The organism is Dechloromonas sp. HYN0024, from assembly GCF_003441615.1.
In the GTDB taxonomy this organism is placed as follows: Bacteria; Pseudomonadota; Gammaproteobacteria; order Burkholderiales; family Rhodocyclaceae; genus Azonexus.
Map to the genome: position 1 here is coordinate 3,192,944 of NZ_CP031842.1, position 26,534 is coordinate 3,219,477.

25 protein-coding genes are annotated in these 26,534 nt (G+C 59.6%); 14 read left to right on the forward strand and 11 right to left on the reverse strand.

The window, feature by feature from the left end; all coding sequences use genetic code 11:
• Window positions 1–43: 43 nt before the first annotated feature.
• Window positions 44–850 carry an alpha/beta hydrolase gene (locus HYN24_RS15400; RefSeq protein ID WP_117610083.1) on the forward strand — a complete coding sequence of 269 codons (807 nt, stop codon included), beginning with the start codon at window positions 44–46 and terminating at the stop codon, window positions 848–850.
• Here the strand turns inward: HYN24_RS15400 and HYN24_RS15405 are convergent.
• Window positions 840–1,031 carry a YjfB family protein gene (locus tag HYN24_RS15405; protein WP_117610084.1) on the reverse strand — a complete coding sequence of 64 codons (192 nt, stop codon included), beginning with the start codon at window positions 1,029–1,031 and terminating at the stop codon, window positions 840–842. The two genes, HYN24_RS15400 and HYN24_RS15405, sit on opposite strands and share 11 nt — an antisense overlap.
• 111 nt (window positions 1,032–1,142) lie before the next feature.
• On the opposite strand from HYN24_RS15405, the gene HYN24_RS15410 reads away from it, so the two are divergent.
• Window positions 1,143–2,078 carry a hypothetical protein gene (locus HYN24_RS15410; protein WP_117610085.1) on the forward strand — a complete coding sequence of 312 codons (936 nt, stop codon included), beginning with the start codon at window positions 1,143–1,145 and terminating at the stop codon, window positions 2,076–2,078.
• A gap of 3 nt (window positions 2,079–2,081) precedes the next feature.
• Here HYN24_RS15410 and HYN24_RS15415 read toward each other — a convergent pair whose 3' ends face one another.
• A complete protein-coding gene (locus HYN24_RS15415; protein ID WP_117610086.1) occupies window positions 2,082–3,242 on the reverse strand; it encodes a class I SAM-dependent methyltransferase in 1,161 nt (386 codons plus the stop codon).
• A 95-nt stretch (window positions 3,243–3,337) separates the two neighbouring features.
• On the opposite strand from HYN24_RS15415, the gene HYN24_RS15420 reads away from it, so the two are divergent.
• From HYN24_RS15420 to HYN24_RS15435, 4 genes are all read left to right on the forward strand, one after another.
• Window positions 3,338–4,480 carry an FIST signal transduction protein gene (locus HYN24_RS15420; protein ID WP_117610087.1) on the forward strand — a complete coding sequence of 381 codons (1,143 nt, stop codon included), beginning with the start codon at window positions 3,338–3,340 and terminating at the stop codon, window positions 4,478–4,480.
• Window positions 4,481–4,490: 10 nt separating this feature from the next.
• The gene (locus HYN24_RS15425) at window positions 4,491–7,247 is read left to right on the forward strand and encodes a response regulator (protein ID WP_117610088.1); all 2,757 of its coding nucleotides are present in this window, start codon (window positions 4,491–4,493) and stop codon (window positions 7,245–7,247) included.
• A gap of 114 nt (window positions 7,248–7,361) precedes the next feature.
• Window positions 7,362–8,225 carry a tRNA 2-thiocytidine(32) synthetase TtcA gene (ttcA, locus tag HYN24_RS15430; RefSeq protein WP_117610089.1) on the forward strand — a complete coding sequence of 288 codons (864 nt, stop codon included), beginning with the start codon at window positions 7,362–7,364 and terminating at the stop codon, window positions 8,223–8,225.
• A 71-nt stretch (window positions 8,226–8,296) separates the two neighbouring features.
• Complete coding sequence (locus HYN24_RS15435; protein ID WP_162888760.1) at window positions 8,297–9,193, forward strand: adenylate/guanylate cyclase domain-containing protein; 897 nt, start codon at window positions 8,297–8,299, stop codon at window positions 9,191–9,193.
• A 64-nt stretch (window positions 9,194–9,257) separates the two neighbouring features.
• Here HYN24_RS15435 and HYN24_RS15440 read toward each other — a convergent pair whose 3' ends face one another.
• Genes HYN24_RS15440 through recA form a run of 8 tightly spaced genes read right to left on the reverse strand, consistent with a single transcriptional unit; the run spans window position 9,258 to window position 15,035 of the window.
• Window positions 9,258–9,515, reverse strand: a complete 258-nt coding sequence (locus HYN24_RS15440) for a PsiF family protein (protein WP_117610091.1) — start codon at window positions 9,513–9,515, stop codon at window positions 9,258–9,260.
• Window positions 9,516–9,561: 46 nt separating this feature from the next.
• Window positions 9,562–10,497 (reverse strand): HPr(Ser) kinase/phosphatase, encoded by a 936-nt coding sequence (gene hprK / locus HYN24_RS15445; RefSeq protein ID WP_117610092.1) that lies wholly within the window; start codon window positions 10,495–10,497, stop codon window positions 9,562–9,564.
• Window positions 10,498–10,500: 3 nt separating this feature from the next.
• Window positions 10,501–10,953, reverse strand: coding sequence for a PTS IIA-like nitrogen regulatory protein PtsN (gene ptsN / locus HYN24_RS15450; protein ID WP_117610093.1), 453 nt, complete (start codon window positions 10,951–10,953; stop codon window positions 10,501–10,503).
• A gap of 56 nt (window positions 10,954–11,009) precedes the next feature.
• Window positions 11,010–11,336, reverse strand: coding sequence for a ribosome hibernation-promoting factor, HPF/YfiA family (hpf, locus tag HYN24_RS15455; RefSeq protein WP_117610094.1), 327 nt, complete (start codon window positions 11,334–11,336; stop codon window positions 11,010–11,012).
• A 15-nt stretch (window positions 11,337–11,351) separates the two neighbouring features.
• On the reverse strand, window positions 11,352–12,824 hold the full coding sequence (locus HYN24_RS15460) for an RNA polymerase factor sigma-54 (protein ID WP_117610095.1): 1,473 nt from the start codon (window positions 12,822–12,824) through the stop codon (window positions 11,352–11,354).
• Between the two features lie 27 nt (window positions 12,825–12,851).
• Window positions 12,852–13,586 (reverse strand): LPS export ABC transporter ATP-binding protein, encoded by a 735-nt coding sequence (gene lptB, locus HYN24_RS15465; protein ID WP_205421405.1) that lies wholly within the window; start codon window positions 13,584–13,586, stop codon window positions 12,852–12,854.
• Window positions 13,583–14,014 carry a recombination regulator RecX gene (gene recX, locus HYN24_RS15470; protein ID WP_117610096.1) on the reverse strand — a complete coding sequence of 144 codons (432 nt, stop codon included), beginning with the start codon at window positions 14,012–14,014 and terminating at the stop codon, window positions 13,583–13,585. Before recX ends, lptB begins: the two co-directional genes overlap by 4 nt.
• Window positions 14,007–15,035 carry a recombinase RecA gene (gene recA, locus HYN24_RS15475; protein ID WP_117610097.1) on the reverse strand — a complete coding sequence of 343 codons (1,029 nt, stop codon included), beginning with the start codon at window positions 15,033–15,035 and terminating at the stop codon, window positions 14,007–14,009. Before recA ends, recX begins: the two co-directional genes overlap by 8 nt.
• A gap of 202 nt (window positions 15,036–15,237) precedes the next feature.
• On the opposite strand from recA, the gene HYN24_RS16235 reads away from it, so the two are divergent.
• The 5 genes from HYN24_RS16235 to HYN24_RS15495 all read left to right on the forward strand — a co-directional run bounded on the left by HYN24_RS16235 (window position 15,238) and on the right by HYN24_RS15495 (window position 21,553).
• Entirely contained in the window at window positions 15,238–15,474 is a 237-nt protein-coding gene (locus HYN24_RS16235) for a hypothetical protein (RefSeq protein WP_162888761.1), read from the forward strand.
• Entirely contained in the window at window positions 15,468–16,124 is a 657-nt protein-coding gene (locus HYN24_RS15480) for an RluA family pseudouridine synthase (RefSeq protein ID WP_117610418.1), read from the forward strand. Before HYN24_RS16235 ends, HYN24_RS15480 begins: the two co-directional genes overlap by 7 nt.
• 71 nt (window positions 16,125–16,195) lie before the next feature.
• On the forward strand, window positions 16,196–17,743 hold the full coding sequence (locus tag HYN24_RS15485) for a sodium:solute symporter family protein (protein WP_117610098.1): 1,548 nt from the start codon (window positions 16,196–16,198) through the stop codon (window positions 17,741–17,743).
• Window positions 17,744–17,828: 85 nt separating this feature from the next.
• Window positions 17,829–18,887 carry a VanZ family protein gene (locus HYN24_RS15490; protein WP_117610099.1) on the forward strand — a complete coding sequence of 353 codons (1,059 nt, stop codon included), beginning with the start codon at window positions 17,829–17,831 and terminating at the stop codon, window positions 18,885–18,887.
• Window positions 18,836–21,553, forward strand: a complete 2,718-nt coding sequence (locus tag HYN24_RS15495; RefSeq protein ID WP_117610100.1) for an HAD-IC family P-type ATPase — start codon at window positions 18,836–18,838, stop codon at window positions 21,551–21,553. Before HYN24_RS15490 ends, HYN24_RS15495 begins: the two co-directional genes overlap by 52 nt.
• An 88-nt stretch (window positions 21,554–21,641) precedes the next feature.
• On the opposite strand, the gene HYN24_RS16370 is transcribed toward HYN24_RS15495, so the two are convergent.
• Complete coding sequence (locus tag HYN24_RS16370; protein WP_117610101.1) at window positions 21,642–24,443, reverse strand: methyl-accepting chemotaxis protein; 2,802 nt, start codon at window positions 24,441–24,443, stop codon at window positions 21,642–21,644.
• A 240-nt stretch (window positions 24,444–24,683) separates the two neighbouring features.
• On the opposite strand from HYN24_RS16370, the gene HYN24_RS15505 reads away from it, so the two are divergent.
• From HYN24_RS15505 to HYN24_RS15515, 3 genes are read left to right on the forward strand one after another with little or no spacing between them, the layout of a single operon-like run.
• The gene (locus tag HYN24_RS15505; RefSeq protein WP_117610102.1) at window positions 24,684–24,992 is read left to right on the forward strand and encodes a ferredoxin; all 309 of its coding nucleotides are present in this window, start codon (window positions 24,684–24,686) and stop codon (window positions 24,990–24,992) included.
• The gene (locus HYN24_RS15510) at window positions 24,989–25,627 is read left to right on the forward strand and encodes an alpha/beta hydrolase (RefSeq protein WP_117610103.1); all 639 of its coding nucleotides are present in this window, start codon (window positions 24,989–24,991) and stop codon (window positions 25,625–25,627) included. Before HYN24_RS15505 ends, HYN24_RS15510 begins: the two co-directional genes overlap by 4 nt.
• Window positions 25,615–26,532 carry an ATP-binding cassette domain-containing protein gene (locus HYN24_RS15515; protein ID WP_117610104.1) on the forward strand — a complete coding sequence of 306 codons (918 nt, stop codon included), beginning with the start codon at window positions 25,615–25,617 and terminating at the stop codon, window positions 26,530–26,532. Before HYN24_RS15510 ends, HYN24_RS15515 begins: the two co-directional genes overlap by 13 nt.
• The last annotated feature ends 2 nt before the right edge of the window (window positions 26,533–26,534 follow it).

The following is a 26,534-nucleotide window of genomic DNA, read 5'->3' on the forward strand; positions in this document are numbered from 1 at the left end:
GTGAAAGCCGCATTAAATCACGCCTCACCCTGAACTGAGCCCCATGCTAAAAACACAAATTGTCGACGGACTTGAAGTCTACTCCTGCCTGCCCTCACGGAAGACCACCAAGCCGGCATTGCTCTTCGTCCACGGCGCTTTTGCCGGCGGCTGGATGTGGACCGAAACCTTCATGCCGGTTCTGGCCAAGGCCGGATTTCCCTGCTACGCGCTATCGCTGCGCGGCCACGGGGGGAGCGCCGGACGTGAGCAGATCAACTGGCATTCCGTCGCGGATTATGTCGATGACGTCAAAACGATCGTCGACTGGCTCGGCGAGCCACCGATTCTGATCGGCCATTCGATGGGTGGCTTTATCGTCCAGAAATATCTGGAACATCGGGAAGCACCGGGCGTCGCACTGATCTGCTCCGTGCCGCCACAAGGCCTGATTGCGTCACAGTTTCATCTGATGTTCAACAAGCCGCAGTTGTTCCAGGAAATCAATCAGATCATGGACGGCAAATACACCGATACCGGCACCTTGCGCGAAGCGCTGTTCGCCGGCGAGGTCGATGAAACCATGCTGGCCGCCTGGCTAAGCCGGATGCAACCCGAGTCGCACCGCGCGCTATGGGACATGTCAATGTTCAGCCTGCCCAATCTCTACGCCATGCACCGCCCGCCGATGCTCATCCTGGGGGCGGAGGAAGACGTACTGGTACCAGCCTTTCTGGTCCAGTCAACCGGACACAGCTATCGCGAGCCCGTGCACATTTTCCGCCACATGGGCCACGCCGTGACCCATGAGAAAGAATGGCCGCTCGTCGTTGCTCACTTACGCGACTGGCTGGAAGAAATCAAACCCTGACGTCTACCGAATTACCGAGATTGGGCGGGTTGCTCGGTATTTTCGGCAAGGCTTCCAGCAACTGCATCGCGTTCTGAGCCTGAATGTCCATCGCCTTCTTGAGCACCGCCGTACCCACGGCATCTCTCGAATCCACTTGCGACAGCGCAGAACTCAAACCACCTAAAGAAGATACTTCCATCTTGCTTTCGCTCCGATTCGGACACATTATTACTCTACTGTAGTCGAACTGTTTGCCAAATCAATGACAAAATCCGAAAAACTCGGATAACTATCTGTCACCGTCGAAGCCATGCGAGCCAAACATCAGCGAAAGACCGACACGAGCAAGGCGATAGCCGAACTGGAAGCCTCCCTGCTGGCTGACATCGAGGCGTTCGACCTTGATGCGGCCGAACGGCGGGCGCGTCGCGAATACCTGGCGAACTCCGGGGAGGGTATGACCGACCCGCTGCATGTTTTCCCCGAGATCGTTCCGGCCAGACCCGCTGCAACCCCGGCCAAAGCGACGCCGGCCCAGGTTAGCCCGGCTGAACCCGTCGCCAAAACTGAAAGCAAGGAATCGCCACCAGCCACCAGCGGCAATCTCCTTGACCAGCTACGCCAGCAAGCCGAGCAGCGACAGCGCGAAATCCACAGCGCGATGGCTGAACATAGTTCGATCAACGATGCCATCGACCAGTCGCTGAAACGGATTTTTTTCTACCTGCATGAGCTGATCCAGCAACTGAACATCATCAAGCCGGAAGTGCCACGCGAATACACCTTGCTCGAACAGCTTCAACTCAATCAGCTGAGCTGGCTGGAGGGCTTCGCTGACTACCGGACCCAATCGCAGAGCGCCGGTGCTCTGGTCGAGTTGGTAACCTTCACTTACCGCCTGAACGCCGACAGTATTCTGCGCGTCGAGCGTGACGGCCCTTCCGTCGAGCGTTTCCGATGCATGCTGTTCGACTTCGGCCTGCCGTTCTCCTGCAAGGAATTCAAGAACCAGCGCAATTATGTGGAAAGGGCCGAATTCGAGATTCGCAGCGAAGTCAGTGTCAGTGCTCGCTGGCGTGCCGATTTCTCGCAGGGCCTCATCGTCCTCGAAACCCGCAATCTGGAGCGCCTGGGCAGCGGCCTCTACAACATCCGTCCACAACTCGTGGACAAGACACTCCTTGAAGAATTCGGCCGCCTCGTCCTCGGTCAGCCCAACCGTTTTCGCGATCTGGCGAAACGATAGAAATTACAGGCGGTGGCCCTGGTCCCCCGTGAGGAAGCCAATCAGGGGCTGGTCGATGCCACGACCCATGGCGATCACCTTGAATAACTCACCCATTTCGTGCGGCATCAGCAACTTGCCGACGGCACCTGCGGCCCGGAGGTAGTCGGGGGTCGCCTGGGGAATCGCCGCCAGGCTATCGAGAATCCCGCAGTTGAGGAGAAATTGACCCTGGCTCGCGTAACCGAGTAAGTCCAGCCCGGTCGCGTGGGCAGCAGCGATCACCGAGGTGAAATCAACATGCACCGTGACATCCTGCAAGCCGGGCAAATAGAAGGGGTCGGGATGGGCATGGTGACGGTAGTGACACATCAGGGTGCCCCGGCCGCGCTGCTGGTGATAGAACTCGCGACGGGGGAAGCCATAGTCGATCAGCAACAAGGCGCCCTTGACCAGACGATGTCCCCATTCCGCGGCCCAGGACCGGACTGCCATACTGATTTCACTCTCGAAACCGGGCGGCAGGCTGCATTGGGAGCCGATTTCCTCGGCCGCTGCAAGCAGGGCGCCGCTGGCCGGGCGCTCATTCCACGCGAAACCGCCAGCCTCGTCCACGGTGACACCTCGCTCAAAGATCCCACCCTCCCGCCAGGCAACGACATGGGCGGGCAAGGCATCGAGCAATTCATTGGCGACGACCACCCCGGAAAACTCTTCCGGCAGGTGATCCAGCCATTCCACCCGAGCCAACAGGTGCGGCACGGCGGCGGCGATGGTTTCCTGCTGGCGCTGCCTTAGATCGGCCGATAGATCGAGAATGTAATAGCGCTCCGGCAAGGCCTGGGCCTTTTCCAGAGCCAACAGCAGATCGGCTGCCAGACGTCCGGAGCCGGCACCTACTTCAAGGATCACCGGTCGCGATGCGGACATGATCTGGGCGATCTGGCGAGCCAGCGCCATGCCGAACAATCCGGTCATTTCAGGCGCCGTGATGAAGTCACCCGCCGCCCCGAACTTACGCGCTCCGGCAGTGTAATAACCCAGACCCGGCGCATAGAGCACCTGTTCCATGAATCGCGCAAAGGATAGCCAGCCCCCGGCCGCAGAAATTTCGTCGACAAGTGCAGCGTGCAGGCATTGACTGTGCGCCAGCGCTTCAGGTGCGGGAATCGGAAGGTTATTCATTTCAAGTGCAAAAACTGTCAATTTTAAGGTTAAAGCGATAAATTACTGGCTGCCTGTGCTATTTTTGAACTCTGCATCGACGAAGGAGACACCCCTTGTACGTCAAACAACTAGTCAATCGCAAGCCGGCCGATCTCGATACTACGCTGGCCACCCTGCAAAATAGCACGGCAGACCTCCTGCTGGTTTTTGGTGACATCGCCCATTTCACTGCCCCGGGGTTTCACGCATCCTTGCGCCAGGCCTTTCCGGATGCCTTGTTGCTCGGCTGTACCAGTGCGGGCGAAATCACGGCAAACGGCGTCGATGACGGAACCTGCACGGTCACTGCCATCAAGTTCGACCAGACCCGCCTGAAGCAGGCGAGCACCCGTCTGGCCAGCATGGACGAATCGTTTGCTGCTGGCGAACGGCTGGGGAAACAGCTAGCCGCCGACCCGCTCAAAGCCGTTCTCGTCTTCGGCCCCGGCGTACAGATCAATGGCAGTGCGCTGGTCAATGGCATTAGCAGCGTCATTGGCGACAACATACCCATTACCGGCGGACTGGCCGGTGATGGTGGCGCCTTCAAGGAAACCTTCACCATCGGCCCGGATGGCGTCGCCAGCGACCAGATCATCGCCGTTGGACTGAGTGGCGAGGGACTCTGCTTCAGCCACGGCTCGTTTGGCGGCTGGGAGCCTTTCGGCCCAGCCCGCAAGGTGACCCGCAGCGAGGGCAATATCCTGTACGAACTGGATGGCGAACCGGCCCTCGAAATATACCGCCGCTATCTCGGCGAACACGCCAAGGGCCTGCCGGCATCGGGCCTGCTTTTCCCGTTCGCCATGCTCGGCGAAGATCACACGGCGATCGGTCTGATCCGTACCATTCTCGGTATTGATGAAGCGAGCGGCAGCCTTATTCTGGCCGGCGAAATCAATCCTGACGGCTATCTGCGTCTGATGCATGCCAGTACCGACAAACTGGTGGACGGTGCTGAGACCGCCGCCGAGGCAGCCGCCAACATGCCCCAAGGCGCCGGTCAGAGCCTTGGCATTCTGGTCAGTTGCGTTGGCCGGAAGCTGGTCATGGGAGACCGTGTTGACGAGGAAGTGGAAGCGGTCGCCGACGTTTTTGGTAACGCCTCCGTACTTTCCGGTTTCTACTCCTACGGCGAGATCAGTCCTTTTGCGGCCGGTTCATCGTGCAAACTGCACAATCAGACAATGACCATCACCTTCCTGAGCGAAACCTGACCACAAGCTCATGCAGAAAGCGCTTCTCCGCCAACTCAAGCGTAGCCTCGGCGTCGGTAGCGACGCCGAGCTGAGCGCACTGCTGGACTCCATGCAGGCAGCAGCAGAGACGGCAGAACCGGCCTTGCGCACTGCCTTGCAGGGCTTCAGTGATTTTCTCGGACGGGTGGACAGCAGTTACGAGCAATACGAGCGTGATCTCGATCTGCGTACCCGAAGCCTGGACCTGTCTTCATCAGAGTTGTCCGAGAGCAACGAAAAGCTGCGACTGTCACTGGCCGGGCGGGAAAACGTGCTGCGCTCGCTGCGTAATACCGTCCGCCATCTGTTACCGGGCAGCGAACAGGGCGATCAGGCGGAGGCCTTTGCTGATGAGGACATCGCCGAGCTCTCCAAACGCATCGCCACAATGGTGGCGGAAAGTGAGCATGGCCGACGCGAACTGGCGACACAGAAATTTGCCCTGGATCAGCATGCAATCGTCAGCATCACCGATACCTCCGGGAATATCCTGTATGCCAACGACCGTTTTTGCGAGATCAGCGGCTATGCGCGCGAAGAACTGATCGGCCATAACCACCGTATCGTCAATTCCGGCATACACCCACCCGAAATGTTCCGGGATATGTGGCAAACCATCTCCCTCGGCCATGTCTGGCGGGGTGAAGTGTGCAACCGGGGGCGTAACGGAAACCTGTACTGGGTCAATGCCACCATCGTTCCCCTGCTCAATGCCGTCGGAGAACCCGAGCGACATATCGCCATCCGCACCGACATCACCGACCGCAAGCGTATTGAAGCGCAACTATCCGATCAGCTGCACCTGGTCGAGGAATTGATCGAGGCCATTCCACTGCCGGTGTACCTGAAAGATGAGTGCGGGCGCTACCTGCGGATGAACCGGGCCTTCGAGCAATTCTTCCAGGTCAAACGCGAAACCTTCATCGGTTGTACATTGAATGACCTTTTGCCACCGGAAGACGCCCGCCTGCATACGGAAAAAGATGCCGAACTGTTTGCCAGCCAGGAGACTCAGTCCTACGAAGCCTCGGTGCATAGCCAGGATGGCGTAATCCACGATACGGTCTATCGCAAGGCGGCGTTGACCCGCCGCGATGGCAGCGTTTCCGGTTTGCTCGGTGTCATTGTCGACATCACCGAGCGGAAACGGGTCGAAGCCGAGGTGTTGCGCGCCAAGGAAGCAGCAGAAGCTGCCAGCCGGGCGAAAAGCGACTTTCTCGCCAACATGAGCCACGAAATTCGCACCCCGATGAACGGGGTCATCGGGATGACCGATCTGGTGCTCGAAACGGCCTTGACCGCCGAACAACGCGAATACCTGAACATCGCCAAGTCGTCGGCCGAATCGCTGCTCACCATCATCAACGACATTCTCGACTTTTCGAAGATTGAAGCGGGCAAACTGCTGGTCGAAGAAATTTCCTTCGATCTCCATCTTGTCCTGGCCGAACTTTTAAAGCCACTGGCGCTACGCGCCCACGACAAGGGTATCGAACTGATCAGCGAGATACTGCACGATGTTCCTCGGTACGTGCGGGGTGATCCCGGTCGCATCCGGCAGATCCTGGTCAATCTGGTTGGCAATGCCATCAAATTTACCAGTCACGGGGAAATCGCCCTGCAAACGGAGCTCGTACAACTGCAGGATGGTCACGCCGTAATCCACTTTGCCGTGCGCGACACCGGCATTGGCATCGCGACTGACAAGCAGGACCAGATTTTTGATGCCTTCTCCCAGGAAGACACGTCCACGACGCGCAAATATGGCGGCACCGGGCTCGGCCTGTCCATCTGCCGCCGCCTTGTTGAACTGATGGGTGGCCGCATGTGGCTGCACAGCAAGGCGGGCGAGGGCAGCACCTTCCACTTCTCGCTGCAACTTAAGCTATCAGCCCAAACAACACCCATTGTCGGTAGCCAGGTCGAATTGACCGGTCGCCGCATTCTGGTGGTCGACGACAACGCAACCAACCGACGCATTCTGTGCAGCATGTTGAGCCTGCTCAAGGCCATTCCCCGGGACGCCGATTCCGCACAGGCAGCCCTGGCTGTGATGCAAGAAGATCAGGCCGACTTCGACTGCATTCTCCTTGATGCACAAATGCCCGAGATGGACGGCTATGAACTGGCCCGCCGCCTGCACGAAGACCACAAAAATCTGCCGCCCATGTTGATGCTTTCATCCGGTGCCGTACGGGGTGATGCGCAGCGCTGCCAGGAAGCGGGAATTGCCGGATTTTTTGCCAAGCCAATTTCGTTGGACGAGTTGCATGCGGCGCTCGGGCGTTTGTTCGGCCCCGCACCAGCCCCCATCACTCAGGCTGAAAAACCCCTGCTGACGCGACATTCGCTACGTGAAGGCAACCGCAAACTCAATGTTCTTCTGGTCGAAGATCACCCGACCAATCAAAAACTGGCCCTCGGTCTGCTTGGAAAATGGGGGCATGAAGCAATGCTGGCGAATAACGGACAGGAAGCCATCGACATCCTGTCCACGCGTTCTTTCGACGTCATCCTGATGGATATGCAAATGCCGGTCATGGGCGGAATCGAAGCAACACGACAAATTCGCAGCCGTGAGGCGGCAGAAAATCTGCCGCGCACGCCAATTATTGCGATGACTGCGGCCGCCATGCAGGATGACCGCGATGCCTGCTTCGCAGCCGGGATGGACGACTATCTGGCTAAGCCGATCCGGGTCAAGGAACTGCAGGAAAAGCTGTTCGCTATTGCAGGAAGCCTCTGATTCAACGCCGATTTTTATCGTCCCGATCGTGACACAAGGTAAACTGCTGCCTTTTCCCGGTTGGTCGTGGCAAGAATGCTGCGCAGCCCGTACTTCGCCCCAATTTTCTGCCCCATGACCCAATCGAACAACCTGCAAAAGCTGCGCAAATATCTGGAAGGCCGTACCGGCAAAGCGATCATTGACTACAACATGATCGAAGATGGCGATACCGTGCTCGTCTGCGTTTCTGGAGGCAAGGATTCCTACACCCTGCTTGCCATGCTGATGGCCCTGCAGCAACGTGCGCCGATCAAATTCCGCCTGATCGCCATGAATCTCGACCAGAAACAGCCTGGCTTCCCGGCAGACATCCTGCCCGGTTATTTTGAGTCGATCGGCGTCGATTACCGCATCGTTGAAGCCGACACCTATTCGGTGGTCAAGGAAAAGATCCCGGAAGGCAAGACTACCTGTTCACTTTGTTCCCGACTCCGCCGCGGCATCATCTATCGGACGGCAAAGGAACTCGGCGCCAACAAGATCGCCCTCGGCCATCACCGGGATGACATGGTCCATACGCTTTTTCTCAACCTGCTATTCGGTGGCAAGGTCAAGGCCATGCCGCCCAAGCTGGTCACCGACGACAAGGCGCACGTGGTGATCCGGCCACTTGCCTACTGTGCCGAATCGGACATCGCCAAGTTTGCTCGCGGCATGGAGTTCCCGATCATCCCGTGTAATCTTTGCGGCTCGCAGGACAATCTGCAACGGCAGAAAATCCGCGAAATGATGCAGGATTGGGACAAGCGCTTCCCGGGCCGCACCGAATCCGTTTTTACCGCGATGCAGAATGTCGTACCCTCTCACCTGGCTGATCGTGACTTGTTCGATTTTCGCAACCTGACCCTGGACACACCGGTCGACGAGGGTGACATTGCCTTCGATGCACCTGAGTTGCCGATCAGTGGAACCATCCAGATAAGCCTTTCGTCTTAATGCTTTAGCACCACGTTCAACATATAATTCGTGGTCATTCAATTTTGGATTCTCGGTAGCCAATGAACGCCGTGCAACGCAAACTAATCGTCATGTTCGCCGATGTATCGGGCAGTACGGCACTGTTCGAACGTCTTGGAGACAAAGAGGCCATGCATGCGGTTGAGCGTTGCCTCAAGCGCATGAAGCGCTCGATCGACGGCTACAAAGGAAAGACCATCGAGGTCGTTGGCGACGAGTTGCTGGCCACCTTCCAGACTGCCGAAGATGCCTGCCAGGCGGCAATCGACATGCAGGAGCGGATTGCCGACCTGCCACCGGTTTCTGGCCTGAAACTGACCATACGAATCGGTTTGCACTTTGGCGAAGTTGCCGACGAAGGCAAGAAACTGACCGGTTCTGCCATCGCCACGACTGCCCGCATCACCGGCATTGCCAAACGCGAACAGATTGTGTGCAGTTCGGCGCTGGTCGAGCAGTTGTCCGAACCCAGTTACATTGCCCCCGATCCCGCCCCCGAACTGGGTACCGTGCCCGAAAGTGGCCAGGTACTGTCCCTGTTCAAGATCAACTGGCCGACCTATCAGGGGGTCACCGCCAGTTCCGTCCATTCGATCTTCGGTGCCGGCAACGTCGCGCAGGCGGTGGGCCGCCTCTGCATCCGCCATCGTGGCAAGGCCTATCTGGTCGATGACAAGACGCCGGTACTGACCATTGGCCGTGATCTTGGCTGCAAACTTGTCATTGATGACCGCAAAGCGTCACGCCAACACGCACGCCTCGAGCGCCGCGACGATGGCTGCTATCTTGTCGATACCAGCACCAACGGCTGCTTCGTCACCTTAGCCGGTCGCCAGGAAGTGATGGTTCATCGCCATGAAATCAATCTCGAAAGTCATGGTCAGATCAGTTTCGGCAATTCGGCCAGCGAGGGCCAGTCCGAAATCGCCGAATTCGAGTACCTCTAACGAAACATCGGGCTGAAAGGAAAATCGGCCATCCGCAGATGGCCGATCTCTCCCTCGCGGGTACTTACTTGGCTGCAGCGTCAGCCGAACACTTCTTCATGAAACTGTTCTTGGCGGCACCAGCCAGTTTCTTTTCCTTGGCGGTAGCGGCACAAGCGGCATTTTCGGTGGCAGCACCGGCATCCTTCGTGCACTTCTTGATGAAACTGTTCTTGGCGGCACCAGCCAGTTTCTTCTCGGCAGCCTTGGCGGCACAGTCATCAGCAGCGTAGGCAGTCGTAGCAGCGAATGCAACAATCAACAGCGCGATCAGTTTCTTCATCTGGAATCCTCGGTTATGGTTGAGAAACGGGCCTACTATCAGCCATTCATGCGTCATCGTCAAGCATCGTACGCTGCTGGCGATCCATGAAATCCTGCATGCTGTCGATGCCGCGCAACTGAAGAATCGTGTTGCGAACCGCCGCTTCGAGCAAGACCGCGAGGTTACGTCCGGCCGCCACGGGAATGACCACTTTGCGGATCGGTACGCCAAGGACCTCGTGGGTCTGGGCATCAAGCGGCAGACGGGGAGCATCGACGGCCGTGGACGTTTTTTGCAGATGAACAATCAGCTTCAGTTTCATCTTGCGGCGCGATGCCGTTTCACCAAAAATCGTCCGGATATTGAGCAGGCCGAGTCCGCGCACCTCCAGAAAGTCGCGCAGCATGCCGGGACAACGCCCTTCGATGGTGGTCGGGGCGATTCTCGCCATTTCGACCACATCGTCAGCAACCAAGCCATGCCCCCGGGAAATCAGCTCAAGGGCCAGTTCAGACTTGCCGACCCCGGAGTCGCCCGTAATCAGCACGCCCATCCCCAGGACATCCATGAACACACCATGGAGATTCACCGTATCGGCCAGGCGGGCAGACAGGTAGATGCGCAGCAGATCGATAATCGCCGAACAGGGCTTGGGTGAAAAAATCAGCGGGGTAGTAAATTCGGTACAGGTTTCAACCACCAGCGGTGGCGGTGCCAGGCCATCAGCCACGATCACGGCTGGCGGCTGGGCCCCCAGCAGATCGCCAAGCATCTGAGCGAAGCGGCGTTCGCCGATCCGCATGGCCCATTCATATTCAGCCAGGCCAAGGACCTGCAGACGTTCCGGGTGAATGATATTGATATGCCCGACCAGATCGGCGCCATAGTTGTTGGAGCCTTTGATCTCGATACGTCGATCGGCATCGGGTACAACATTCCAGTTCAACAACAGCTTTTCGCGATTGTCTTCGTAAAGCTGAACCAGGCTGACGTGGCGCACGACCTAGCTGACCACCTGAAACATTGAAACAACTTCGGCCGGGGCAGCAACGACATGCAGTTTTTCGCGAAATGCCCGGTCAGAAAACTTTTGCGCCAGCTCGGAGAGAATTTGCAGGTGCTGCTCGGTAGCCTGTTCGGGTACCAGCAGAACGAAGAGCAGATCAACAGGGCGTCCATCCGGTGAGTCAAATGGTACCGGGGTCGTCAGGCGCATAAACGCACCGACAGCCTGTTTAAGACCCTTTATCCGGCCGTGGGGAATCGCCACGCCCTGACCGAGGCCGGTAGAGCCGAGCTTTTCGCGCGCGAAGAGGCTGTCGAAAATGATCGACCGGGCGAGGCCAAGGCGATTTTCGAAGAGCATGCCAGCCTGTTCGAAAACACGCTTCTTGCTGCTGGCATCGAGATCAAGCAGAACCTGATCGGCGGATAGGAGATTGGTTAAGGGATTCATGGGGAAGGTGAGAAAAACAAAGGCCGCAGCATGCTTCGCCGCGGCCCGTTCGGCGCTTATTCAGCGGCGGCGTGCAGCCCGGGCTTGTCACCACGATGGTGATCCTGGACCTTCTGCTTGTACTTCTGAACCTGACGGTCCAGTTTATCGAACAGGGCATCGATGGCGGCGTAGAGATCGTCACCGGACTCTTCGACATGCATGTCCTTACCCGGAACATGGACGGTCACTTCGGCCTTCTGTTTGAGCTTTTCGACGGACAGGACGACGTTGACGCCAGTCACCTTGTCGAAATGGCGAATCACCGGATCCAGCTTGTTTTCGACGTATTCGCGAAGTGCCGGGGTAACTTCAATGTGATGCCCACTAATCTGCAGATTCACTTTATTCTCCTCTCTCTACAGGGTCTTGCGTAAATTGACCGGGGGAATGTTGAGCGACTCGCGGTATTTGGCGACCGTCCGTCGGGCAACTACGATTCCCTGCTGGCCTAGTATTTCGGATAATTGACTATCCGACAAGGGCTTCTTGCCATCCTCAGCCGAGATCAACTGCTTGATCAGTGCCCGGATGGCCGTAGCAGAACACGCACCGCCAGTATCAGTGGCGACATGGCTGCCGAAGAAGTATTTCAATTCGAAGATACCACGCGGCGTCGCCATGTATTTCTGGCTGGTGACACGCGATACCGTCGATTCATGCAAACCGAGAATATCGGCAATTTCGCGCAGGACCAGCGGCCGCATCGCCACTTCCCCATGCTCGAAAAACTGCCGTTGGCGATCAACGATGGCTTGTGTCACGCGGTGTATGGTTTCGAACCGTTGCTGAACGTTTTTGATCAGCCAGCGGGCTTCCTGCAACTGAGTCGACAGATTGCCGTTGCCGCGCCGCTGCTTGGACAGAATTTCCGCGTAGAGACGATTGATGCGCAGACGCGGATAAGCATCCGGATTAATGTAGGCGGTCCACTTGCCCTTGAGCTTCTTCACGATAACATCGGGCGTGATATAGCGGGCCTCGATCTGTGAAAAACGGGCTGCCGGGCGTGGATTCAGGCTGGTAATGACGCTCTGCGCAGCCTTCAGCGACTCGTCGTCGCAACCGGTCAGCCGGCGAATCTTGGCAAAATCGCGGGCGGCCAGAAGTTCGAGATGTTTCTGAACAATGGTCAGGGCCAGATCGCGGGTGGCATCGCCGCCAGGCAGGGCCTTGAGTTGCAGGGCCAGACATTCCTGCAGATTGCGCGCACCGATGCCGACCGGGTCGAAGTTCTGGATGTGATGCAGCGCAATTTCCAGCTCTTCGATTTCAATTTCGTATTCCGGCGGCAAGGTTTCCCAGAGTTCTTCCAGCGAAGCCGACAGATAGCCATCATCATCAAGCGCTTCGATCAGGAAGCGCACCAGGCTACGGTCACGCTCGGACACCTGGGTCATCCCCAACTGCCAGCCAAGATGGTCGCGCAGGCTAATCGTCGTCCCGTGGATGTCCTGCGAATCGTTGTCATCGTCGTCGTCCCGTCCGGCCCCGGTGAAGGTACCAGCATCGGAAGCCCAGCGGTCGTCATCGACATCGGAGGGTGCAGACGGAACATCCTGCTCGCGGTCGTCGCGGGCATCACGCTCTTCGCGCTCGGCCTTTTGCTCGCGCTCGCCTTCGCTGGTTTGCGGCGAATCGAACTGCTGGGCACTGGAAAAAGTCTCGGCCCCCTGTTCGTCCTCGCGCTCAAGCATGGGATTTTCGAGCAGGTAACGCTCGATTTCCTGCTGCATTTCGATTGTCGACAGCTGCAACAGCTTGATCGACTGCTGCAACTGAGGAGTAAGCGCCAGGTGTTGGGAGAGTTTTAGCTGGAGTGCCGGCTTCATCGGTGAGTAGCGGTTTCTATCTTTCGGTCAGAGCTTGAAATGCTCGCCGAGATAAACCTTTCGTACGCTTTCATTATCGACGATTTCGGCCGGACGTCCAGCCGCCAGAACGTTTCCGGCGTTGATAATGTAGGCGTGATCGCAGATACCGAGCGTCTCGCGAACGTTATGGTCGGTAATCAGCACACCAATACCGCGCTCCTTGAGGAAGCGGATGATTTTCTGAATTTCGAGCACGGCGATCGGATCGACGCCGGCAAACGGTTCATCGAGCAGGATAAACCGCGGATTGGTGGCCAGCGCCCGGGCTATTTCGACCCGTCGCCGCTCACCGCCGGAGAGCGCCGAAGCGTTGACATGGCGGACGTGGCCGACATGCAGCTCGCTGAGCAAGCCTTCCAGGCGATCATTGAGTTCGGCTTCCGGCAGGTTGAGCAGTTCGAGAATGGCGCGGATGTTTTCCTCGACATTCAGTTTGCGAAATACCGAGGCCTCCTGCGGCAGGTAAGACAGGCCGAGCCGTGCCCGGCTATGCATCGGCAGGTGGGTCAGGCGATTGTCGTCGATATAGACTTCGCCACCATCAGCCGCAACCAGCCCGACGATCATGTAAAAACAAGTGGTCTTGCCGGCACCGTTCGGCCCGAGCAGGCCGACGACCTCACCCGACTTGACCTCGAAAGAGACGTCCTCAACCACCGTCCGCGCCTTGTAGCGCTTCCTGAGATTGTGAGCCGATAGTTTGGCGGCCGGCATGTTCATTCATCCACTCCCTGCATGGCCCGGCGAATAGCGTCGCCGGAAAAACCGCGATATTGCAGGAAACGCATCTGTTTAGCACGCTCTTCGGCAGTTTTCGGCGGCTGGCCGAATTTCTTTGCCCATATAACCCGACAGCGCTCGGCTTCGTCGCCAGCCTCGGGGAGCGCCGCCGCGATGTCGGTATCGCTTACGCCTTGCTGGCGCAGTTCCTGACGCAGGCGGGCATCGCCGTAGCGCCGGCCGCGGGCAGCCACCCGCTGGGTGGCATAACGGCAATCGGAAAGCAGGCGCTCGGCCTGCAGGGTGTCAAGAACACCCGTAAGTTCTTCTTCGGATTCGGCGTGCGGCGCCAACTTGGCCTGCAAGCCGGCCCGGCTGTAATCACGCCGGGTCAGCAATTGCAGGGCACGGACGCGGAGGTCAGGCATCAGCGGCAGCAGCCTTGGTCGGCTTGATGACGGTGGTACTGGCCGCCTCACGAATCTTCGCTTCGATTTCCTGGGCGATTTCCGGGTGCGATTTCAGGAATTCGCGGGAATTGTCCTTGCCCTGGCCGATTTTTTCGCCCTTGTAGGAATACCAAGCACCCGACTTCTCGACCAACTTGTGGGCAACGCCCATTTCGACGACTTCACCCTGACGCGAAATGCCTTCTCCGTAAAGGATGTCGAAAATGGCTTCACGGAAGGGTGGGGCGACCTTGTTCTTGACGACCTTGACCTTGGTTTCGCTGCCGATCACTTCATCGCCCTTCTTGATCGCGCCGATACGGCGGATATCAAGACGGACAGACGCGTAAAACTTGAGCGCATTGCCGCCGGTAGTGGTTTCCGGCGAGCCGAACATGACACCGATCTTCATTCGGATCTGGTTGATGAAGATGACCAGGGTATTCGTCTTCTTGATGTTGGCGGTCAGCTTGCGCAGAGCCTGGCTCATCAGGCGGGCATGCAGACCAACCATCTGGTCGCCCATTTCGCCTTCGATTTCGGCACGCGGCGTAAGGGCAGCCACCGAGTCGATGACAATGATGTCCACAGAGCCGGAGCGAACCAGCATATCGGCGATCTCAAGCGCCTGTTCGCCGGTGTCGGGCTGCGAGATGAGCAGATCGCCGACACTGACGCCGAGCTTCTGGGCATATTGCGGATCGAGCGCGTGTTCGGCGTCGATGAAGGCGGCGACGCCACCGAGTTTCTGCATTTCGGCAACGACCTGCAGGCACAGCGTGGTCTTGCCCGAGGATTCCGGACCGTAGATTTCGACGACACGGCCACGCGGCAGACCACCGACACCAAGAGCAATGTCCAGACCGAGCGAGCCGGTAGACACCACCTGAATGCCTTCGTCGATTTCGGCATCGCCCATCTTCATGATGGAGCCTTTGCCGAATTGCTTTTCGATCTGTTGCAGCGCTGCGGCGAGCGCCTTTGCCTTGTTGTCGTCCATGGGGTTACCTCGGAAATTTGAGCGGATTATGGCACAGGGGCCAAAGATGGAATAGAAATTGCTGAGCTTGATCGACTAGCTGACTGCTTCGCAAAGGCAATCGGTCGCCATCAATTTCAGTGATCACACGGAAAGGACGAGGTATATTCCCAGCCCGCTCCGTCTTTAATTAGATACTGTGTATAAATACAGTACATTTACCATGGCCGCTTGGCAAGAAAATTCTGCATGCAAATCAAGGCATCGCCAGCTGCTGCTGGGTATCGCCCTGACCATCCTTGCCCCTTCGGGCTGGACCAAGCCGGCCCTCTGGTACTGGTGGGCCAGCCAGCAGACCGAACATCGCGTCTGCGCCCAAAGCTCGCCGGGCGCCGCCTGGTTTCGCGACAGCACCGCGTTCACCGACAGCACCTGCAGCATTCGGGCAAAGCCATTTTGACTGCCTATCTGCCGCCCCCCAACCTTGGGCTGACGCTGATTCATGTCGACACCGACATCATCGTCGTCGACAAGCCGTCCGGTCTGCTCTCTGTCCCTGGACGCGGGGAGGGCATGGACGACTGCCTCGCGTCCCGCGTTCAGGCGAGATTTCCCGATGCCCTGATTGCCCATCGCCTGGATATGTCGACCTCGGGCCTGCTGGTCCTGGCGCGTGGTGCCGAAATGCACAGGCGGCTTTCAAGGTTTTTCCGGGAACGCCAGATCGACAAGCGTTACCTTGCCGTCGTCGCCGGGCTGATGGCCGACGATAGGGGCGAGGTTGAGCTGCCGCTCATTTGCGACTGGCCAAACCGCCCCCGGCAAAAGGTCGATTTCGAGATCGGAAAGCCTTCCCTGACCCGCTTTCGTGTGATCAGCCGCGACCCCGTCGCCAATACGACACGCGTCGAACTGGAGCCAGTGACCGGACGCTCGCACCAACTGCGGGTACATCTGGCCTCGCTCGGCCATCCGATTCTCGGCGACGACCTCTATGGCGGCGAGGCAACGGCGCTGGCCGATCGACTGTTGCTGCACGCCATGGATCTGGGGCTTTTTCACCCGGCCACCGAAGCCCCCGTGCAATTTCACTCGGACGCTCCCTTTTGACGCCGAAAATGCAATCAACGACCTTATAATTCCAGCGTTTTCAAACCCTTGCCTCCGTTGACCACGCGATCATGCTGATCTGGTTCGTCGTTCTCTACCTGCTCGTTTCCATTGGCATTGGCCTCTTTGCCGCCACCCGCGTGCATAGTGCCAAGGACTTCGCCGTTGCCGGCCGCCACCTGCCGCTACCGGTCGTTACCGCCACCGTTTTCGCCACCTGGTTCGGGGCCGAGGCCGTTTTCGGTGTCTCCGCCACCTTCGTCAAGGATGGCCTGAGTGGGGTGGTCGCCGACCCGTTCGGCTCGTCGATGTGCCTGATCATCGCCGGGGTTTTCTTTTCCCGGAAACTCTACAAACTCAATATCCTGACCCTCGGCGACTATTTCCGGCTGCGCTACAACCGCACGGTCGAGGTATTGACCACGCTCTGCATCGTCGCCTCGTACCTCGGCTGGGTATCAGCCCAGATCAAGGCCCTTGGCCTCGTTTTCAATGTCGTTACCGGCGGCTACGTCAGCCAGACGGCGGGCATGATCCTCGGTGCCGCCATCGTACTGACCTACACCACGTTCGGTGGCATGCTCTCCGTCGCCATCCTCGATTTCGTCCAGATGGGCGTCATCATGGGCGGCATGCTGTATATCGGCTACGTCGTCTCCGGCCTGACCGGCGGCGTCGAACTGGTCATCAACCATGCCTCGGCGGCCGGCAAGCTCGACTTTTTCCCGCCGCCCGATCCCTGGCTGTGGCTCAGTTTCCTGGGTGCCTGGATCACCATGATGCTCGGCTCGATCCCCCAGCAGGACGTCTTCCAGCGCATCACCTCGGCCAGAAGCCAGAAAATCGCGCTGTGGGGTTCGATTCTTGGTGCCTCGATCTATTTCTGCTTCACCTTCGTGCCGATGTTCATCGCCTACTCGGCCACGCTGATCGACCCGGAACTGTTCAACGGCTTGCTGCAGACCGACTCGCAACTGGTTCTCCCGACCCTGGTCCTCCAGCACACCCCGGTCTTCGCCCAGGCCATCTTCTTCGGCGCCGTGCTCTCGGCCATCATGAGTTGCTCCTCGGCCACCCTGCTGGCCCCCTCGGTGGCCTTTTCGGAAAACATCGTCCGCGGCTTCTACCCGAACATGGGCGACCACCAGTTCCTGCGCGTCATGCGTGGCGCCATCGTGGTATTTGCCGGAATCGTCCTAGGCTTTGCGCTGTACTCCAACGCCAGCATTTTCAAGATGGTTGAAAACGCCTACAAGATTACCCTGGCCGGTGCCTTCGTGCCGCTTTTCTTCGGCGCCTTCTGGAAGCGGTCGACCACCCAGGGCGCGCTGGCCGCCATTTTTGGCGGCCTCTCCGCCTGGATCCTGATCGAGGTACTGGTCAGCTTCAGCGGCCAGCCCACTGGCACACCGGATTACGCCTACGCCCTGGTCGGCATCGGGCAGGCCGTGCCGCCGCAGCTGATCGGGCTGGCCGTCAGCATCATTGGCATGGTCGCCGGATCGCTCCTGCCGCAATGGGTCGGACATAGGCAAGCTTCTGCCGATGTCCACGATGCACTACGGCATCTGGCGGCAGCAGAAACCCATCACACCAGGGAACATCCGCATCGCCATTAAATCCGGGGGCACCAGATTATTCCAAATGCATTTGCTCGGCACTTAAAGTGCTGACAGAAGCACCAATCGCCCCTAGAATCAATTCATGCCCCATCATGGTCGTGGCCCCATTCTGCTTTCCCGCTACCTGGCGCTGGCCTGGTGCGGGCTGGTCGTCTACGGCAGCCTGCATCCGTTTACCGGCTGGCGGGATACCGGGGTATCTCCGATCGCCTTTCTTGAAGGTGGCTGGCCGCGCTACTGGACGAGCTTCGACCTCGCCGCCAATGTGGCGGTTTACCTGCCTCTTGGCTTTTTCCTGACCCTGGCGCTAAGCGGTCTGCCCGGCCGGTGGACCGCGCCGGTGCTCGCCGTGTTACTGAGCGGCAGTGTCAGCTTTGGACTGGAAACGGCACAAACCTGGCTGCCCTCACGCGTTCCCTCCAACCTCGACCTCGCCTGCAATACGCTGGGGGGACTGCTCGGTGCCCTGTGGGCGCAAGTAGTCGGGCCCCGCGTTTTCGCGCGCATCGCACAGCTCGAACATCGCCTGATCGCCCCCATTCCGCACGCTGAACTCGGCCTGACCCTGCTCGGGCTTTGGCTGCTCGTGCCGTTGTCGCCGGAAACCCTGCTCTTCGGGGCGGGAGACTTGCGACAGATTTTTGGCCTGACCGGTGCCGTTCCCTTTGCCGCCGAAAGTTTCGTCATGATCGAGGCTACCGTCACAGCCCTCAATACCATCGCGGTTGGTTTGATCGTTCGCATGCTCTGTGCCCGCCTTCTCTTCGCCTACCTGATCGTGCCGCTGTTTTTGCTGCTCTGCCTGCTCATCAGCACCCTTGCTGCCGCCGTTCTGGTCAGCCCGACCGATGCGCTGGCCTGGCTTACGCCGGGGGCCACGCTCGGACTGGCTGTAGCCAGCGGCATCCTCGCCGTCGCTGTTGCCCTGCCGGCCACACCACGCCTGATGATCACTGCGCTGGCGCTGATGGCCGGTACGGTTTTGGTCAACATGGCCCCGCCCAACCCCTATTCAGCTGCGGCCTTGGCGGCCTGGCGGCAGGGTCACTTCCTCAATTTCAATGGCCTGACCCGAATTACTGGCACCCTGTGGCCCTTCCTGACACTACCCTTCCTGCTGCTGACGACGCGCCGGGCCTAGCCTGGCATGCCGACACCGCCGACGCCGCTGCCCAGCGGCTGGGGGTCGATGTCGGCCTTGGCCTGAGCGACGAAGAGGCGGCAGCTCGCCTGGCCCGACAAGGCCCCAACCACCCGACCGAACACCCTGGCAAACCAGCCTGGCGACGCCTCGCCGGGCAGTTCGTGCAGCCGCTTGTCGTCGTTCTGATCATCGCCGGCCTGATCACCGCAGCACTCGGCGAAGGACTCGACTCCGGCGTTATTTTCGCCGTCGTCATTGTGAACGCCCTGATCGGTTACTGGCAGGAAGCCAAGGCCGAAGGTGCGCTGGCCGCCCTGGCGCGCAGCGTCGCCACGCCGGTTACCGTGTGCCGTGGCGGCCACCGCTGCCAACTCGATGCCAAGCAACTGGTGAACGGTGACATCGTGACGGTCACTGCCGGTGACCGCATTCCGGCCGACCTCCGGCTGTTACAGCAACATGCCCTGCACATCGACGAATCGATGCTCACCGGGGAGTCTCAGCCTGTCGCCAAGAACGATAGCCCACTCCCTGTCGACACCGTGCTGGCCGACCGCCTGAACATGGCTTACGCCGGCACCACCGTACTGGCCGGGCAGGGCAGGGGACTGGTCATCGCTACCGGTGACGCCAGCGAAACCGGGCGCATCTCCGGACTGATCGCCGCAGCCCCCGACTTGGTCACGCCACTAACGCGCAAGATGGCGACCTTTTCGAACTGGCTGCTCAAGGCCATTGGTGCGTTGGCGCTACTCACCTTTGCCGTCGGTCTGGCCCGTGGCGAATCTGCCTTCGACATGTTCACCGCCGCCGTGGCACTCGCCATCGGGGCCATTCCGGAAGGGCTGCCGGCCGCCGTCACCGTCACGCTGGCCATCGGCGTCAACCGCATGGCCAGACGACGGGCCATCATTCGCCACCTGCCGGCGGTTGAAACCCTGGGCAGCACGACCGTCATCTGTTCCGACAAGACCGGCACCCTGACCGAAAATGCCATGACCGTGCGTGTCCTGTGGTGCGCCGGGAAAGGCTATGTCATCGATGGCCATGGCTACCAACCGCTTGGCACCATCAGCCACGATGCCTTGCCGGCCAGCATCGACGGGACCCTCCGCGACAGCCTGATCGCCGGCGCGCTGTGCAACGACGCATCGCTCCGCCACGAGCACGGTCAATGGAAGATCACCGGCGACCCGACTGAAGCGTCACTGCTCGTCGCCGCCCGCAAGGGTGGACTGGAAGAACATACCCTGCGCACCCTGTTGCCGCGCCTGGATGTCCTGCCCTTCGACGCCAGCCAGCAATTCATGGCAACGGCGCATCGTGCCGACGGCGAAACGGTGGTTTATGTGAAGGGGGCACTTGAACGCCTGTTGCCCCTCTGCGTCGAGCAACTGTCAGCACAGGGACAGCCGCTGGCGATTGATCATGCCGCCATCGAAAAAATCGCCCATGCCTATGCCGAGCAAGGTCTGCGCGTTCTCCTGCTGGCCCGTCGGAATTTCCCCGCCAACCCGGATTTCAAACTGGTTGCAGAAAGCATTCAGGGGCTTTCCCTGATCGGTCTCGTCGGCATCATCGACCCGCCACGCAAAGCCGCCATTGGCGCCATCCGCAACTGCCATTCGGCCGGCATCCGGGTCAAGATGATTACCGGTGACCACGCCGTTACGGCCCTCGCCATTGCCCGCCAGATCGGACTCAACGCCGAGCGCGCCCTGACCGGCCGGGAACTGGCCAAACTTGACGCCAGCGCCCTGGCTGAGGCCGCCCATGCCGTGGACGTCTTCGCCCGCGTCGAGCCGGAACAGAAGCTGCGCCTGGTCCGCGCCCTGCAAGGACGCGGTGAGGTTGTTGCGATGACCGGCGACGGGGTCAACGATGCCCCGGCCCTGAAGCAGGCCGACATTGGCATTGCCATGGGGCTGGCCGGCACGGAAGTCGCCAAGGAAGCGGCAGCCATGGTCCTCACCGACGATAATTTTGCCAGCATCGAGGCCGCCGTCGAGGAGGGCCGTGGGGTCTGGGACAACCTCGTCAAATTCATCACATGGACGCTGCCGACCAACTTCGGCGAAGGCCTGGTCATCGTTGCTGCCATCCTGTTCGGCGTAACGCTGCCCATCACGCCGCTGCAAATCCTCTGGATCAACATGACCACTGCCGTGCTGCTCGGCCTGCCTCTCGCCTTTGAGCCGATCGAGCGCAACATCATGCTGCGCGCCCCGCGCCGGCTCGACATGCCGGTTCTCGATGGCCACCTCATCCGCCGCATTATCCTCGTCTCGGTACTCCTGCTCAGCGGCGCCTTCGGTCTCTTCCTTTATGAGTTGGGGCAGGGCCACACCCTCGCCCAGGCCCGTACGGTGGCGGTTAACGTTTTCGTCATGGTGCAGATGACCTACCTCTTCAACTGCCGCTCACTGACTCGCGGTTTCTGGGGTCAGGGACTGTTTTCCAATCGCTGGCTGTGGGCCGGACTGAGTGCCATGCTGGGCCTTCAATTACTGCTGACCTACTGGCCACCGCTCAACGCTGCTTTCCAGACGACACCGATCGGCTGGCAGGAATGGCTCAATATCAGCCTGTTTGCCCTGCTCAGTTCGCTGATCATCGCCCTCGAAAAATTCCTGACGAGGGATCGCAAACAGCCAGCCACCTAAGCGCCAAGCCCCTGTCCGCGCTATACGCGAAAACCGACCACGGCAAAAATCGCTTGCCGTGAACCGGTGTCATCAATCAAAAATCACGCTAGAACTCGGACCAGTCTCCCGCATCACTGACCTGAATCTGCGGCCGGGCGGTAACCGCCTGGTGCGTCGGCCCGGTCAGCTTATGGGGGAATGCGACAACGCGATGGCCGAGCGGCCTGATGCGGTCCGACGCCTCGTCGGTCAGCCTGAACATACCAACCGCTTCGGCCAGCCCGCGGGCCTGCTCCTCAAGACTCTCGGCGGCGGCAGCAGCCTGTTCGACCAGCGCAGCATTCTGCTGGGTGACATCGTCGATCTGGCTGATCGCCCGTGCCACATGGTCGATGCCACTGCTCTGCTCACGACTGGCGTTGGCAATGTCGATAACCAGATCGGCCACCTGCTCGAAGCTCGAAACCACTTCGTCCATCGTCCGGCCCGACTGGTCGACCAGTTTGCAGCCGACCTCGACCGTATCCACCGACTCGTCGATCAGGCGCTTGATCTCTTTGGCTGCCGTCGCACTGCGCTGGGCAAGATTACGCACCTCGCTGGCGACCACGGCAAAGCCGCGCCCCTGCTCCCCGGCCCGCGCCGCTTCGACGGCGGCATTAAGGGCAAGGATGTTGGTCTGGAAAGCGATGCCATCGATGACGCTGATGATCTCGGCAATCTTGCGCGAGCTGCTCCGAATGTCGGTCATTGTCTCGACGACCTGCCTGACGACCTCTCCGCTATGGCGGGCAATAGCATGCGAGTTTTTCGCCAGTTCATTGGCCTGATGCGCACTTTCGGCATTCTGCCGGACCGTCGAGTTCAACTCCTCCATCGAGCTTGAGGTCTCTTCCAGACTGCCGGCCTGTTCCTCGGTACGCGCCGACAAATCCTGGTTACCGCTGGCAATTTCCTTCGCTGCCACATTGATGGCCTGGGTCGCCTCGCTGATCTGGCCGAGCACCTCGCGCAGACGCGCCACGGTCGAATTGGTGTCGTCCTTGAGCTGGCCAAACATTCCCTGATAGTCGCCACGCATGGTTTGCGTCAGATCACCCCGGGCCAGCGCCCCGAGCACTTCGCCAACCGCCGCCAGACCGCTCGAGGCTGTCGCCAGCAACTGGTTCAAGCCGGCCGCCAGATTGAGGAAGAAACCCTGCTTGCCGTCGATCAACAGACGCTGGCTGAAATCGCCATCGACCGCCCCGGAAACGATGCGTTCGATCTCCCGCTCGACCGAGACTTCGGCAGTACGATCCAGCCACTGAGTGGCTCGTCCGAGATAGGCGCCGGTAGCGTTGTAAACCGGACTCGAAGTCACCCGCAGTTGTTTGCCGGCCATCTCCATCTCGAATGTTCGCGGTGCCGCCAGTTCGGCAGCAAATGCGGTCCGTCCGGTGTCGTTGTCAATCAGATCGGCGATGCGCCGTCCGACCATGCGGTCCGCAGCAAATCCCGGCGAGCGGTCGGCCAGTTGGGGCGCCATGTCGCGCCACAGGGCTTGCGCCGCACCATTCAGATAGACCACCAGGTTCTGGTCGTCACAAATGGTCATCGGCATGGCCGCGCCATCCAGCGCATTCTTGATGCGCGTCATCTCCTCCGCATTACGTCGTGTTTCGGAGACCTCGAAGCCCATTCGGGTCTGCAGGATTTGCAGGCCCTGCATGGTCTGGCCGATTTCATCAGCACGGGAGATATCAATCGCGTTGGCGTAATTTCCCTGCAGGATATTGGCGAAGATAGTGTCCATTTCCCTGATCGGCCGACGAATGCTGCGGGCCAGCAACCACGCCACCAGCATCCCGACCAGCACAGCCAGAACGCCTGCCAGAAGGGATAGGTGACTGGCCCTGAGGACCTGATCCTGAACCTCCTGGCGGCCCCGGGCGGATTTCTCGCCGAGGGCCTTGCGGCCATCCAGCAGGAGCTTCTTGTACGCCCGCCAGACCGGCGTCTCCTTGTCGTTCAGCAAGCGCTGGGCGACCGGCCCATCGCCCTCCCTGACGGCAGCCAGGATTTTTTCGTGAATATCGGCCTGCTCGGCCCGCATGCCACTGATCTGCTCCAGCAACTGTCGGACTTCAGCGTCAGCGGCAGACAACTGACGAGCAATTTCAAGTTGCTTCTGGAAATCGGACCTGGCCTGCTCGAGATTCTCAAAAGCCTTCTTGTTTTGCGCATCGAGAATGATATTGCGCAGGGCCTGCCCGGACTGAAGGCCCTGGGCATACATCTCGGAAAAGCTGTCGAGGAGCGCCTGGTCATGATTCACATAAGCGCCGAAACGATCCTGTGTTTCCTGCATGCCAAACCAGGAACTACCCATGGCGATCGCGCCGATGATGATGATGACACCAATACCGCCCCAGAGTTTTGCAGCGACTCCGAGGGAGGGAAGACCCGATCGGCCGCGCCCCACCACCTGCCCATAGCGGATGACCAGATTCCCCTGCTGATGTTCGCGGAATCGCCGATAAGTCTCCTCGTGCTCACGCACCGTTTCGCGTGACGGCATCCGCTGTACCGACAAATAACCGGTCACTGATCCGTTTTCGATAATCGGCGCAATGTTTGACCAAGCCCAGTAGTGATCACCGTTCTGGCACCGGTTCTTGACTACCCCGGCCCATGGACGGCCTGCCTTGAGGGCCGCCCAGAAATCCTCGAAGACCTCGACCGGCATATCAGGGTGACGGACGATATTGTGCGATTGACCCAGCAACTCCTGCTCGGCAAAGCCGCTGATCTCGAGAAAGTCTCGATTGACGTAGGTAATACGGCCCTTCAGGTCGGTTTTTGAAACGACCAGATGGTCATCTCGCAATAGCCGTTCTTTCTGGGTAATCGGCAGGTTGGTTCTCATTGTTCAACTCTTGGTTGGTAAAACAATTCTTCAAGCCGCCTACTGCGCAGCGAAATACCCCATTTGGCATCCCGCCAATATAGCGCAAACGCGTCATATTCAGTCGGCCAGCCAGCCGTCTGAAACAGCATCCCGTTTCACGTGAAACCTCTGCACCGGCAAGCCTGCGGCTGCACGGCATTCTCCTGCTGGCACCGGGGCCGGGAATACTATAATTGACGCTATTGGAGGATGAATTAGATGAGCCATTTCAAACACCACGTGTTTTTCTGCTGCAACCAGCGCGAACCCGGCGAAAGCTGTTGCAATGCGCTGGGTGCCACAGAAATGCAAACCTATGCCAAGGACCGTATCGCCCAGCTCAAGATGAAGGGGCAGGGCAAGGTGCGCATCAACAAGGCGGGCTGCCTTGACCGCTGCGACCAGGGTCCGGTCATGGTGGTGTACCCCGAGGCGGTCTGGTATACCTACGTGGACAAGGAAGATGTCGAGGAAATCATCCTGGAACACCTGATCAACGGCCGTATCGTGGAGCGCCTGAAGGTATGAAAACTGTCGAAGAAAAAATTGTCGTCGATGGCCCGGTCGGCAAGATCGACGTCATCATGGAGCGCCCGGATGCCCCCAAGGGCATCGCCCTGATCGCTCACCCCCATCCGATGGGTGGCGGAGCCAACACCAACAAGGTGGCCTACACGTTGGCCCGTACCTTCGTCGCCCTCGGCTACGCTGCCTTTCGCCCCAACTTCCGGGGCGTCGGCGGCACCGAAGGTGTCCATGATGAAGGCCATGGCGAAGTCGACGACCTGCTCGCCGTTCTCGACGACGCCAAGTGCCGGTGCGGCAACCTGCCGGTTGCCCTGGCCGGCTTCTCCTTCGGTGCCTTCTGCCAGACCCGTGTCGCCAAGCGACTGGCTGAGGCCGGCCATCCGGCCCAGCGTCTGGTGCTGGTCGGCACCGCCGCCGGGCATGTCGAAGGCAGCCGCCAGTACGACACCGAAGCCGTGCCGCACGACACCATCGTCATCCATGGCGCTGAAGACACCCTTGTCCCACCGGCCAATGTCTACGCCTGGGCCTTGCCGCTCGACCTGCCGGTCGTCGTCGTGCCGGGTGCCGACCATTTCTTCCACCGTCGCCTGCACCTCATCCGCGACATCGTGACGCGGGCATGGCGGCACTAAGCGCCAGCAGCCTCCGCAAGACCTACGCCGGCACCGAAGTTGTTGCCGGACTGTCGTTCGCCGTCGAGCCCGGCACCTGTTTCGGCCTGCTCGGTCCAAACGGCGCCGGCAAGACGACGACGCTGCGTCTCTGCCTCGGCCTGACGGCGCCGGATAGCGGTGACATCACACTCAACGGCCACGCTATTCCCGACGATGCACAGGCAGCACGGGCACGGGTTGGCGTGGTGCCACAGTTCGACAATCTCGACCCCGATTTCACCTGCGCCGAAAACCTCCTCGTCTTCGGTCGCTATTTCGGCATGAAAGATGCCGACATTCGCGCCAAAATTCCCCAATTACTCGATTTCGCCGGCCTGTCCAGCAAGGCCGAGGCGCGGATCGCGACCCTGTCCGGCGGCATGAAGCGCCGGCTGACACTGGCTCGCGCCCTGGTCAACGATCCCGACATCATCTTTCTTGACGAACCGACGACCGGACTCGACCCACAGGCCCGCCACCTCATCTGGGACCGCCTGAAACAACTCAAATCGGCCGGCAAGACGCTGATCCTGACGACCCATTTCATGGATGAAGCGGAACGCCTGTGCGATACGCTGATCATCATTGACCATGGTCGCAAGATTGCCGAGGGCAGTCCGCGCCAGCTCATCGCCGAGCAGATCGAACCCCAGGTAATCGAGGTTTTCGAAGAATCCGAGGGGCAACTGGACATATTCGTCATGGCCCAGAAGGATCTCGCCGACCGCGTCGAAACCAGCGGCGAAACGGCTTTCTTTTATTGCCGGGACCCACGCCAATTGCTTGCCCGACTGGCTGAAGCGAGCGGCTTGCGCTACCTCCACCGCGCCTCCAACCTCGAAGACGTCTTCATCAAGCTGACCGGACGCGAACTGCGCGACTAAAG